The 12,024-nt window shown below is 69.5% G+C and carries 12 protein-coding genes; 5 read left to right on the plus strand and 7 right to left on the minus strand.

Annotated features, from left to right (window positions below):
• Nucleotides 1–268: 268 nt before the first annotated feature.
• The gene (locus D7V97_RS30805; RefSeq protein WP_120614201.1) at nt 269–1,429 is read left to right on the plus strand and encodes a fatty acid desaturase; all 1,161 of its coding nucleotides are present in this window, start codon (nt 269–271) and stop codon (nt 1,427–1,429) included.
• 1 nt (nt 1,430) lies between these two features.
• Here the strand turns inward: D7V97_RS30805 and D7V97_RS30810 are convergent, their stop codons facing one another.
• Nucleotides 1,431–1,928, minus strand: a complete 498-nt coding sequence (locus D7V97_RS30810) for a hypothetical protein (RefSeq protein ID WP_120614202.1) — start codon at nt 1,926–1,928, stop codon at nt 1,431–1,433.
• A gap of 152 nt (nt 1,929–2,080) precedes the next feature.
• Here D7V97_RS30810 and def point away from each other — a divergent pair, with 152 nt between their 5' ends.
• Both def and D7V97_RS30820 read left to right on the plus strand, forming a co-directional pair.
• Nucleotides 2,081–2,680, plus strand: a complete 600-nt coding sequence (def, locus tag D7V97_RS30815) for a peptide deformylase (protein WP_120614203.1) — start codon at nt 2,081–2,083, stop codon at nt 2,678–2,680.
• Nucleotides 2,677–3,756, plus strand: coding sequence for an NADH:flavin oxidoreductase/NADH oxidase (locus D7V97_RS30820; protein WP_120614204.1), 1,080 nt, complete (start codon nt 2,677–2,679; stop codon nt 3,754–3,756). The genes def and D7V97_RS30820 overlap by 4 nt, the downstream gene beginning before the upstream one ends.
• Before the next feature lie 21 nt (nt 3,757–3,777).
• On the opposite strand, the gene D7V97_RS30825 is transcribed toward D7V97_RS30820, so the two are convergent.
• The 4 genes from D7V97_RS30825 to D7V97_RS30840 all read right to left on the minus strand — a co-directional run bounded on the left by D7V97_RS30825 (nt 3,778) and on the right by D7V97_RS30840 (nt 7,200).
• The gene (locus D7V97_RS30825) at nt 3,778–4,677 is read right to left on the minus strand and encodes a type VI immunity family protein (protein ID WP_120614205.1); all 900 of its coding nucleotides are present in this window, start codon (nt 4,675–4,677) and stop codon (nt 3,778–3,780) included.
• Nucleotides 4,677–5,456: a hypothetical protein gene (locus tag D7V97_RS30830; RefSeq protein ID WP_233583330.1), complete on the minus strand. Its 780-nt coding sequence runs from the start codon at nt 5,454–5,456 to the stop codon at nt 4,677–4,679. Before D7V97_RS30830 ends, D7V97_RS30825 begins: the two co-directional genes overlap by 1 nt.
• 65 nt (nt 5,457–5,521) lie before the next feature.
• Nucleotides 5,522–6,442 (minus strand): type VI immunity family protein, encoded by a 921-nt coding sequence (locus tag D7V97_RS30835; protein ID WP_120614206.1) that lies wholly within the window; start codon nt 6,440–6,442, stop codon nt 5,522–5,524.
• Nucleotides 6,421–7,200: a hypothetical protein gene (locus D7V97_RS30840; protein WP_199728990.1), complete on the minus strand. Its 780-nt coding sequence runs from the start codon at nt 7,198–7,200 to the stop codon at nt 6,421–6,423. The genes D7V97_RS30835 and D7V97_RS30840 overlap by 22 nt, the downstream gene beginning before the upstream one ends.
• Before the next feature lie 61 nt (nt 7,201–7,261).
• Here D7V97_RS30840 and D7V97_RS30845 point away from each other — a divergent pair, with 61 nt between their 5' ends.
• Nucleotides 7,262–8,110 (plus strand): MBL fold metallo-hydrolase, encoded by an 849-nt coding sequence (locus D7V97_RS30845; RefSeq protein WP_120614207.1) that lies wholly within the window; start codon nt 7,262–7,264, stop codon nt 8,108–8,110.
• 31 nt (nt 8,111–8,141) lie between these two features.
• A complete protein-coding gene (locus D7V97_RS30850; protein ID WP_120614208.1) occupies nt 8,142–9,317 on the plus strand; it encodes an FAD-dependent monooxygenase in 1,176 nt (391 codons plus the stop codon).
• A 6-nt stretch (nt 9,318–9,323) separates the two neighbouring features.
• Here D7V97_RS30850 and D7V97_RS30855 read toward each other — a convergent pair whose 3' ends face one another.
• Nucleotides 9,324–10,883, minus strand: coding sequence for a DUF4139 domain-containing protein (locus D7V97_RS30855; RefSeq protein WP_120614209.1), 1,560 nt, complete (start codon nt 10,881–10,883; stop codon nt 9,324–9,326).
• Nucleotides 10,883–11,911 (minus strand): DUF4139 domain-containing protein, encoded by a 1,029-nt coding sequence (locus tag D7V97_RS30860; protein ID WP_233583331.1) that lies wholly within the window; start codon nt 11,909–11,911, stop codon nt 10,883–10,885. The genes D7V97_RS30855 and D7V97_RS30860 overlap by 1 nt, the downstream gene beginning before the upstream one ends.
• Nucleotides 11,912–12,024 lie beyond the last annotated feature (113 nt).

Consider the following 12,024-nt stretch of genomic DNA (forward strand, 5'->3'; position numbering starts at 1 on the left):
GGGGACGTGCTCCACGTGGAGAGCGAGGTGGTGGAGATCAGCCCTTCGCGCACGAAGCCGGACCGGGGCATCGCCACCGTGCGCAGCGAGACGCGCAACCAGCACGGGGACGTGGTGCAGGTGCTCACCGCGAAGCTGGTCCTGCCCCGTCGCCCGGCGGGCGGGTGAGCGGGAACGAAGGCTTTTCGCAAGCGCGGACGAAGGCTAGCGTGCGGCCCGTTACCGACCGTGCCCGTGGTTCCCCGCCCTGCTCCCGAGGAGTCCTTCCATGTCCCGCGGCACCCCCGACTTCAACCTCGCCTCCGTGGACGCGGAGGGCTTCTACCGGGAGCTGAAGGAGATCCGCGCCCAGGTGGATGCGTCCCTGGGCGAGGCGGACGCGGCGCACCTGCGGAAGCTGGAGCGGTGGGGGCGGGTGGCGACGTGGCTGGGCGTGGCCACGGCGTGGATTGCGCCCAACCCGTTGAGCGCGGTGGCGCTGGGGCTGGGGCGTTCGACGCGCTGGCTGCTGATGCACCACGTGGGGCACCGGGGGTACGACCGGGTGCCCGGCCTGCCCGTGTCGCGCACCAGCAAGGGCTTCGCGCGAGGGGCCCGGCGCTTCGTGGACTGGCTGGACTGGATGCTGCCGGACGCGTGGGTGTTCGAGCACAATGTGCTGCACCACTCGCACACGGGCGAGGACGCGGACCCCGACCTGCTGGAGCGCAACGCGGAGGGCACGCTGCGGGACACGGGCCGGCCGCTGCCGCTGCGCTACGTGCAGCTGGCGCTCCTCGCCGTCACCTGGCGGGCGAGCTACTACGCGCCCGAGACGCTGGGGTCGCTGCGGCGCAAGGGGCGGCGTGAAGGGGGTTCGCTCACGCGCGCGGAGGTGTGGGAGCTCGTCACCCGCTGCTACCTGCCGTACGCGACCGTCTACTTCGGCCTGTACCCGGCGGCGTTCCTCGTCGTGGGGCCGTGGGCGGCGTTCAGCGTGCTGTGCAACTCCGTGCTGGCGGACGTCGTCACCAACCTGCACACGTTCTTCGTCGTGGGGCCCAACCACACCGGCGAGGACCTGTACCGCTTCGACACCGCGCCCGCGAACAAGGCGGAGCGCATGGTGCAGCAGGTGCTGGGCAGCGCGAACTACCGCACTGGCGGGGACCTCAACGACTTCGCCCACCTGTGGCTGAACTACCAGATTGAGCACCACCTCTGGCCGGACCTGCCGATGCTGAAGTACCGCGAGGTGCAGCCCCGGGTGCGCGCGCTGTGCGAGAAGTACGGCATCCCCTACGTGCAGGAGAGCGTCTGGACGCGCGCGAAGAAGATGGTGGACGTGGTCGTGGGCAAGGCGTCCATGAAGCGGCTGCCGAGGGCCGGGGCGCCGGCGGTGACCAACGCGAGCGCGGAGGCGAGCGCGGCGGAAGCCTCCGCGGCCTGAGTCACGCGGGCGGCGCGCGGCGGCGGCGGGGCAGGGGGACGAGCGCCACCGGCGTGGGCTCCACCGCCGTCTCCTCGTGGCGGATGGCCTCCGCGTTCACCACGCGCACGCCGTCCGGCTGCACGGGCAGGCCAATCGTCTCCACGAACAGGCGGTAGCTCTCCTCCAGCCGCCGGTGCAGCGCGATGAAGGTCTGGTGCGCGGTGCCGGGCATGTCCTCGGTGTAGGTGAAGTACCAGCGCAGCTCGTCCAGGCGCGAGTAGAAGTGGTCCACCACCGCCTGCTCCTGTTCGGTCAGGTGGATGAGCTGGATGAAGGCGCCCTCGGCGTAGTGCGACGCCACCGTCTCCAGGAGCGGGCCCCGGCTGCGCAGGCGGGAGAAGAGGATGAACATCTCCTCCCGGCGGGCGGCCAGCCGGCGCATGATGCCGGCGGCATCCAGGGCGAGCAGGTTCCGCACGCGAGCGGTGGTCTCTTCGGCCTTCTTGCGGCGAGCCATGGTGAGACGCAGCCTACCGTCAGTGGCCCAGGGGCCGTGAGGCCCGAGGCGTCCAGGCGTCGCCTTCCTCGTGGGAGGCCAGGCGACCGGGCCCGCGCCTGCCTCACGGCGATGCGGCGCGGCAGTGGAGCGGTTGCTACGGTGGGGCCACCATGGTGCTCAAGATCGTCCAGGCGGGGGAGCCGGTGCTGCGACAGCGCGCACGCGAGCTGACCCCTGAAGAGATTGGCAGTGCGGAGACGCGGCAGCTCATCACGCTGATGCGCGACACGATGCGGGACGCGCCCGGCGTGGGGCTGGCGGCACCTCAGGTGGGGGTGGGCGTGCGGCTGGTCGTCATCGAGGACCGGCCGGAGTACCAGGCCGGCGCGGCGCCCGCGGACCTGGCCTCGCGGGAGCGGGCACCGGTGGCCTTCCACGTGTTGATCAACCCGCGGCTGGTGGTGGAGGACCCCACGCCGGTGGAGTTCCACGAGGGGTGCCTGAGCGTGAATGGGTTCGCGGCGCTGGTGCCCCGGGCGCGGGGCGTGCGGGTGGAGGCGCTGGATGAGCAGGGCCAGCCGGTGACGCTGTCGGCGCGAGGCTGGTACGCGCGCATCCTCCAGCACGAGGTGGACCACCTGGACGGCACGCTCTACGTGGACCGGATGGAGACGCGCAGCCTCACCACGCAGGACAACCACCGCCGGCACTGGATGGGCAAGAGCACGGCGCAGGTGCGCACGGCGCTGGGTTTGGAGGACAAGTCATGAGCAACAGTCGGTTGTTCACCCCCTTGAAGCTGCGGGACATCACGCTGCGCAACCGCGTGGTGGTTTCGCCCATGTGTCAGTACTCGAGCGACGACGGCTTCGCCAATGAGTGGCACGTGGTGCACCTGGGCAGTCGCGCGGTGGGGGGCGCGGGGCTTGTGATGACCGAGGCCACGGCGGTGGAGCCGGAGGGGCGCATCTCGCCGCAGGACCTGGGGCTGTGGAAGGACGCGCACGTGGAGGTGCTGGCGCGCATCAACCGCTTCCTGCACCAGAACGGGGCCGCGTCGGGCGTGCAGCTGGCGCACGCGGGCCGCAAGGCCTCCACACTCCGGCCCTGGGACACGGGGACGCACGGTGCGACGGTGACGCCGGAGCACGGCGGGTGGACGCCGGTGGGGCCCACGGCGGAGGCGTTCGACGAGGGCTATCCGAAGCCGGTGGCGCTGGACGAGGCGGGCATCGCGCGGGTGGTGAAGTCGTTCGGGGATGCGGCGGCGCGGGCGAAGGCGGCGGGGTTCCAGGTCATCGAGCTGCACGCCGCGCACGGCTACCTGCTGCACGAGTTCCTGTCGCCGCTGTCGAACAAGCGCAATGACAGGTACGGCGGCTCGTTCGAGAACCGGACGCGCTTCGCGCTGGAGGCGACGCGCGCGGTGCGAGCGAAGTGGCCGGAGTCCCTGCCGCTGTTCATGCGCATCTCCACCACGGATTGGGTGGAGGGGGGCTGGACGGTGGAGGACTCGGTGGCGCTGGCGAAGCTGGTGGCGAAGGAGGGCGTGGACCTCATCGACTGCTCGTCGGGCGGCGTGGTGCCCGGGGTGAAGATTCCGGTGGGGCCGGGCTACCAGACGCCGCTCGCGGAGAAGGTGCGCAAGGACACGGGCATCCTGACGGGGGCGGTGGGGATGATCCGCTCCGCGATGCAGGCGGAGCACGTGCTGGCCACGGGCCAGGCGGATGTCGTCATCCTCGCCCGGGAGCTGCTGAGGGATCCGTACTGGCCGCTGCGCGCCGCGAAGGAGCTGCACGCGGATGTGCTCTGGCCGCACCAGTACGAGCGCGCGAAGAACTGAGCTGGAATGGGGGACGCTGGTTCAGTCGAGGAACCGGCGCTCCCACCGTAGGAAGGCGTCCTCGGGGCTGAACCCCGGGCAGGATTTGGGATGGTAGGCCCAGGGTTCCAGGACCCGGGCCAGCTCGCGGTAGGCCGGAAGCGGCTGCCCCTCCTCGCCGGTAGTGGGCGCGGGCCCCAGGGTGATGACGGCTCGCTGCGGGTCGATGGCTTCCACGGTGGTTCCGGGGGCGTGGAGGCGGGCACGGAGCGCTTCAATCCCTCCCACTTCCTTCAAGACGGGGTCGCCGAGGAAGGTCAGCCAGTGGGGGACTCGGACACGTGTGCCGATTTCCCAGCTCTCACGTGAGAGCTCAAGGATGTCCAGGCCGGGATACTGAAAGGCTTCCTTTGAGACGGCCTCCATGACTCCGGCGATATGGAATGGTGCATTGAACGAGAGTCCTGCGTGTCCTGAGCTGAAGGGCAGCAGCGAGCCCAGTTCAACGGCCAGGCCTCGGATCCGGTCGGGTCCATGCGAGCCCAGGAAGCTCATGGGCAGCCAGAAGGAAGCCGTGCTGACCGCGTTGGGGCGATCCCGAAAGAACTCATCCCCCGGGTCCTTGCCGTCATAGTCAAAGCCAAATTCGCTCGGGATGCTCTCGTTTCCAAGAAGCGAGACATGCGCGCGCTGGGGACGGAAGAGGTTCTTCCACGTCACCTCCCAGCCGTGCGAGTCAAGCTCCTGCCAGTCGCCCTCCAGATCGGCATAGAGGCAGAGCGTGTCGGTTCCCACGAAACGCCGATAGGCATCGAGTGACAGCCGGACTGAAGGGGCGAGCTGTGACGTGGGGCCGGCCACGTAGAAGACGATGTGGATCCCACCCTGGGCCATGATGCGCCCCTTGTGATGCCGGATGAGGATGGGCGGAGGAGGGGGCATCACGGTGACGCTCCAATCCAGGGGGCAACCTGGGCGATCCACCGGACCTTCAAGGCCTGCTTGTACATGACGTCCTGCCTGATGCCCGCGAACGGATGTCCTGGCGGATATTCCCTCCAACGTCCGTGTTGGGTGAGGTCAACACAGGGGAACTTGAAGTCGAAGACGGCCTGCGCCTGGACCGGGTTGCCTGAGTGGAGCACGACATCAGGAATCAGCGTCCCCTTCAATTCGCCCAGGTTGCCTTGCCGACGCAGCAACTCGATCTCCTCCTGTGTCACCCATCGCGTCGTGTCGGTGGATCGGTCATAGCGATAGGTCGGTTCGATGCTGAACCCACCAGGACGGAGGTCTTGAAGCCGCTCGGCTGCGCATTGGAGCGCAATGCGGTGCATCTCTTCTCCGAGTTGCATGGCCAGGGTGATGGCACGAGCGTCAGGACCGATGGGCTTCCTGCATTCATCGGGGGTAGGGATCCTGCCTCCGAATCGTTCGAGAATCACCTGGGTCCGGGCCTTGTTCGCGCATTCCTCCAGCGCCTTCGTGACCTCCTGCTTCGAGGTCGCATCCAGGAGTTTCACGGCTGCGACCGCGGAGCCTCCCGCTGTCGCGAAGGTCCGCACCGCGCTGGGGAGGACGGCCTCCTGTCCCGCCGCCTGGGCGCACGAGGCGGGCTGGTGCCGGCAGGCGTTCGTCGCGGAGTCGAACTGGTACGACTGCTTGCGCGCGTGCGCTCCTCCGCAGCCCTGGAGCAGCACCGCTATGGCCAGGAGCCGCACGGTCCACGGTGGTCTCAAACGCACGAGCGCCTTCCCTCTGAAGACCGCATAGGCTTTTCGCTCGCTCAGTCGAGGAACCGGCGGTCCCACCGGGGGAAGGCAGCCTCGGGGCTGAACCCGGGGCAGGACGCGGGATGGTACGCCCAGGGTTCCAGGACCCGTGCCAGCTCGCGGTAGGCTGGCATCGGCTGCCCCTCCTCGCCTGGCGTGGGCGCGGGCCCCAGGGTGACAACAGCCCGTTGGGGATTGATTGCCTCAACGGTGGTTCCGGGTTCGTGGAGGTGGGCACGGAGGGCTTCAATCCCTCCCACTTTCTTCAAGACGGGGTCGCCGATAAAGGTCAGCCAGTGGGGAACCCGGACCTGGGTTCCGATCTCATTGCCTGCGTGCTCCAGCTTGAGGATATCGAGCCCGGGATGACGGAGGGCCTCCTTCGAAACCGCCTCCATGACGCCAGCCAACTGGAAGGAGGCGTTGAATGAGAGGCCCGCGTGTCCTGAGTTGAAGGGGAGCAGGGTGGCAACTTCGGTAGCCAGGGCCCGGATCCGGTCAGGCCCGCGAGTCTCCAGGAAACCCATCGGCAACCAGAAACGGAGGGTGCTGACTGCGCGGGGCCAGTATTGGAAGGCCGGCTCGCCCAGTTCCTTGCCGTCGTACTCAAAGCCAAAACCACCTGGGGATGTGTCGTTCCCAACAAGATGGACGCGGGCGCGAATGGGATCGAGAAATTCCTTTCGGATGGGCTCCCATCCTTCTGTTTCAAGTTGCTGCCATTCGCCGTCCATATCGGCGTAGAAGGAGAGCGCCTCGGGTCCCACGAAGCCCTTGTAGGCCTCCAGGGCTTGCGCGGCGGCTTGCGCCACCTGGGATGTTGGTGCGGCCATGTAGAAGGCGATGCAGAGGCCACCCTGGGCCATGATACGTCCGTTCTCGCCCTTGATCAGGATTGCTGGGGGAAGGGGCATCACAGCGATGCTCCGATCCACGGACTGATCTGGAAGATGAACTCTACCTTCAAGGCTTCTTGGTACATGGCGTTCTGGGTCGAGCCCTGGAACGGGTGCCCGGCCGGGTACTTCCTCCAGGGGGGCGATTGGGTGAGGTCAACGCAGGGAAACTTGAAGTCAAAGACGGCCTGGGCCCGAAGAGGGTCACCTGCGTGGAGCACGACATCGGGTACCAGTGTTCCCTTCAGTTCGCCCAGGTTGCCCTGTCGGCGTAGCAATTCGATCTCCTCCGGTGCTATCCATCGCGTCTTGTCGGCTGGCCTGTCATAGCGATAGGTCGGTTCAATGCTGAAACCACCCGGGCGGAGTTCTTCGAGCTTCTGGGCGGCGCATCGGAGTGCGATGCGGTGCATCTCTTCTCCGAGTTGCATGGCCAGGGTGATGGCACGAGCGTCAGGACCGATGGGCTTCCTGCATTCATCGGGGGTAGGGATCCTGCCTCCGAATCGTTCGAGAATCACCTGGGTCCGGGCCTTGTTCGCGCATTCCTCCAGCGCCTTCGTGACCTCCTGCTTCGAGGTCGCATCCAGGAGTTTCACGGCTGCGACCGCGGAGCCTCCCGCTGTCGCGAAGGTCCGCACCGCGCTGGGGAGGACGGCCTCCTGTCCCGCCGCCTGGGCGCACGAGGCGGGCTGGTGCCGGCAGGCGTTCGTCGCGGAGTCGAACTGGTACGACTGCTTGCGCGCGTGCGCTCCTCCGCAGCCCTGGAGCAGCACCGCTACGACCAGGAGCCACACGGTCCACGGTGGTCTCAAACGCACGAGCACCTTCCCTCTGAAGACCGCATAAGCTTTCCCCATGCTGACCGAGGTGCAGGCGGGACCCTATACCGTGCGCGGTGTGTCCGTGGGCGGCGTGTACACGTCGCTCCTGGTGCCGGAACTGGGGGTTTTGCTGGATGCCGGCATCCCCATCCGCTCCTTCGCCGGCGTGGACCGCATCTTCCTCAGCCATGGCCATGCGGACCACGCCAGTGCCCTGGGTTCACTCCTCGGCATCCGTGCGCTGGTGGGGAAGGGGCCGCCCCTCGTCTATCTGCCCGCGGAGATTGAAGCGCCCGTCCAGGAGGCCATCGCGGCCCTGGCCCGGCTGCACCGCATGAAGGCGGAGATCCACACCGTTCCCCTCCGCCCCGGTGACACCACGAAGCTCCAGCAGGACCTGTGGGTGCGTGCCTTTCGCACGCACCACCCCGTGCCCTCGCTGGGCTACCAGTTCCTCCGCCGCGTCTCCAAGCTCAAGCCCGAATACCGCGAGCTGCCTCCCGCGGAGATCGGCCGCCGTCGTCTTGCCGGAGAGCCTCTCTTTGAAGAGGTCGAACGTCTGGAGCTGGCCTACTGCACCGACACGCTCTCCAACGTATTGGAGCGCCAGCCATCCCTGTTCGACAGCCGCGTGCTCATCCTCGAGTGCACGTTCATCGACGCGGAGCGCACCGTGCGCGATGCGCAGGAGCGGGCCCACATCCACCTGGAGGAGATCGCCTCGATGGCGGACCGCTTCCAGAATGAGGCCCTGGTCCTGATGCACTTCAGTCAGGCTTACAGCCCCGCTCAGGTGCACGCGACCCTCAAGGCCCGCCTGCCTGCGTCGCTGCTGGAGCGCGTGCGAGTCTTCGCTCCGGACTCCGGCCGCTGGTTCGGTTGACCTTCAGCGCCGGCCTTCCTGAAAGGTCGCCATGGCCTCGCCTTCCACATCGTCTCCGTCCGGTCGCCATGTCCTCATCGCGGGGGCCGGCATCGGAGGACTCACGCTGGCGTGCGCCCTCCACCGCGCCGGCCTGCGCGCCACCGTCTTCGAGCGCGCGGAGGCACTGCGACAGGTGGGCGCGGGCCTCATCGTGCAGATGAATGCCGCGCTCGCCCTGCGCCGCATCGGCCTGTGCGACGCGGTGGTCGCGGAAGGGGCTCGGGCCGAGCAGACCGTCATCCTCGTGCCGTCAGGGGCCCGCCTCACCGCCGTGGACGTGGGAGGACTCCAGCGCGAGCTGGACGCTCCCATGGTGGCGATGCACCGCGCCCGGCTCCAGGCGGTCCTCCATGCCCACTCGGGCCCGGCGGAGACCGTGCGGCTGGGCGTTGCCGTGACGGGCTTCCAGGACGACGGGGCGCGCGTCACCGTGTCCCTGTCCGATGGCACCACCGCTTCGGGGGACGTGCTGGTGGGCGCGGATGGCCTGCGCTCCGCCGTGCGCACGGGACTGTTCGGAGAACAGCCGACGCGCTACTCCGGTTACACGAGCTGGCGCGGCGTGTGCCCGGCCGAGCACTTCGTGACCCCCGGGCGCTTCAGCGAGACGTGGGGCCCCGGCGCCCGCTTCGGCATCGTGCCCATCGGCCATGGCGAGGTGTACTGGTACGCCACGCTCAACGCGCCCATGGGGACGGAGGATGCACCAGGGCAGACGCTCAACGTCCTGCGCGAGCGCTTCGCGGGATGGCATGCGCCCATCGCGGACCTGCTCGCGGCGACGCCTCCCGAACGCGTCCTGCGCACGGACATCCACGACCGCCCGCCGCTCCCGCGGTGGAGCCGGGGCCGCGTGACGCTCCTGGGAGACGCCGCGCACCCGATGACGCCGAACCTGGGGCAGGGCGGGTGTCAGGCCATCGAGGACGCCGTGGTGCTGTCGGAGTGCCTCGCGGCCCCGGGCCCGGTGGAGGACGCGCTGCGGGCCTACGAGGCCCGCCGGGTGACGCGCGCCAACCAGATGGTCGTGCGCTCGCGACAGGTGGGCCGGATGGGCCAGTGGGAGAACCCGGCCGCCCGCTTCTTGCGGGATGCGCTGCTCCGGCTCGTCCCCGCGCGCACGGCCGCTCAGCAGCTGCGGGAGCTGGTGCGCTCCACGTCCTGAGACGGCCTACAGGCCCGCGACCTTCGCGGCGCTGGCGACCGTGTAGCCGAACGCCAGCGTCTGCCGTGAGCGCGGTGCCACGTCCACTTCGAAGCGCACGATGCCCTCCGGGCTCACCTTCGTGGGCGCGGGCTTCGCGGCGTCCTTGAGCAGCGCCACCTCCACCGCCTCCACCTCCGACACCGGCATGCGCTCCTCCACCGCCAGCGCCGCCGGCTTCGCGCCCATGTTGGACACGAACAGCTTCACCCGCTGCGTGCGCGTGCGCCGGCCGGTGATGCGCGCGGTCTCCTCGCCCACGTCCACCTGCCGCGCCACGCGCAGCGAGTCCTCGCTGCCGAAGCCCAGCTTCACGCGCTCACCCCGGCCCGCGAACCGGAGCTGCGCCCGGCCCACGTAGCCATTCGCGCGCACCAGGTCCACCGGCCCCGCCAGCAACACCGACGGCCCGGTGTTGTCGAACCGCGCCACCCGGTGCACCAGCGGCGACTGCTCCGGACACGCCACCAGCTCGGACGTGGCCGGCGCGGTGAACGTGAACAGCGCCACGCGGTGCGCCTCGCCATCCGACGGCACCGTCGCCAGGTGGGCCGCCGACAGCGTCACCGGCTCGCCTCCGTCGTCCATGCCGGGCAGCGCGTCCGCGGCCTTCGCCGCCCCGGCCTCGCCCGTCGTCTGGAGGACCTCCTCGCGCACGGACACGTCCACCACCTGCTTCTCGCGCACCGTCTTGTCCCGCAATGACAGCCAGTCTTCCTCAAGCCGGGGCGGTGTCGCGCCCAGCGTGGGCCTCGCGGTGGAGAAGGCCAGCGTCACGTCCTTCCACGCCTCGCCCGTGTTCTGCCAGACGACCGCTTCGCACTCCATCGTCACCGTCGTCGCCTCCGCCGTGAAGCGCAGCGCCGCGCGATAGGCCGGACGCCACGCGGCGCAGGGCACCAGGTACGTCAGCGTCAGCGTCGCCGGGCCTCCCGCGGCGTGGCTCACGTCCAGCTCCGCGCGCACGTCCAGCGTCGGCTCCGGCAGCTGCGTGCGCGAGAGGATGTCGCGCGTCTCCTGCTGGTGCTGACGCTGCAAGCGGCTCTCGTGGCGGCGGGCCTGCCGGAGCGCATCGTCCGTCGCCGTCAGCTCCCGGCGGAGCGTGTCGAGCTGCTCCTTCCAGTGATTCGGGTCCGCCTCCCCCGCGCCGGTGCGCTCTGCGATGGCGCGGAACACGTCCTCGCGCGCGGCCTGCACCAGGTTGCGCTTCACCTCCAGGCGACGCACCTCCGCCTGGGCGCGCTCCAGCACCTGCTCGTGCTCGAAGGCGCGGCGGGCCAGCTCCGTGTGCTGTTCACGCAGGGCCTCCGGCAGCACGGCGCGCTTCGAGCGGCGCAGGCTGGCCTGCGTCACCACGCCTCCCGTCAGCTTCGCCTGGAGCGAGCGGTCCACCGCCACCGCCGGCAGGCCATCCACCACGAGGCGGGTGGTGCCCTGCGGCAGCGACACCTCGCCCCTGCGCTCGATGAGGGCCCGATCCTCCAGGACGGTGACCTTGACCACGGGCAACACAATGGAAGTGTTCATCACGTCCTCCGGTTTCCGCCGAGCAGCATCTTGCTGGCAGGCAGCTTCACGACCCACGTCGCCTTCATCGAACGCTTCTCTCCGGCCGGGACGCTGACGCGCCAGACGCGCTCGCCCTCCACCACCGCCTCACCTGGAATCGGCGTGGGCTTGTGCCAGGGCGGGACGACCTCGCTCTCCTCCACCTTGATGTCCTTCTGCGACTCAGGGACCGCGCCCACGCGCTCGGAGATGGCGATGGCCGCGGGCCGGGAGAGGTGGTTGACCACGTCCACTGTCACGTGGTGCGTGAGCACCGTGCTGTTGCCGAACATGCCGCCCGTGGCCTCGTCGAACCGCGTGTTGCGCGCCACCTGGAGCGCCTCCTCCACGCCCAATCCCAGACGCTGCGTCTCGCCGGGCCCCAGCGTGGGCAGCGGGGACGTCATCAGGAACTCATCCTCCAGCGTCACGTCCACCGGCCCCGCGAGCAGCGGGTGCGGCGTGGGGTTGTCCAGGCGCACCGTGCGGAAGACGCGCGGCTCCACCGAGGGCACGCAGACGTACTCGGCCTTCAGCTCCACCGGCAGCGTCAACATGGGCACCGTGTGCCACGCGCCGTCCGACGGCACGTCGGTGCTCGCCTCCGCATCGAAGCGCGCATCGAAGTGCCGGGCGGACTCGCGCGGCGGAACGGACCAGGTCGGTGGCGGCAGCTCATTCACGGCGTTGGCGGTGAAGGTCGCCTGGGCCACGAGGCTCACCACGTCCACCCGCACGCTCACCGCCGTCAGCGCCAGCATCGCCTGGGTGACGTGCGCCGGACGGGGACGCAGCCGGCCGCGCTGCGCCGGAGCACCGGGCGGGGCGAGCGTCAGCGAATCGTAGTCGAGCAGGCCGTCCGCGGGCTCCAGGCTGGCCGCACCGGACCCGCCCTCCTCCTCGTCCATCGCCAGGTCCGCCATGGGGGCGCTTTCGAACTCATCGTAGGCCTTGCGCTTCTTCGCGCGCTCCATCCCTCCGCCCCCTTTGGGCGAGGCCTCCTTCATGGGTCTGATGCCTCCGACCGCGACTTCGCCGGTGACACTCCGGTCGGACGGGGCGCCCGACATCCGGCGCTGAGGCATCCCTCCACGGGAGGCCATCGGAGCAGGTGGGGGCA

The sequence above is a fragment of the Corallococcus sp. CA053C genome (genome assembly GCF_003611675.1).
Classification (GTDB): domain Bacteria; phylum Myxococcota; class Myxococcia; order Myxococcales; family Myxococcaceae; genus Corallococcus.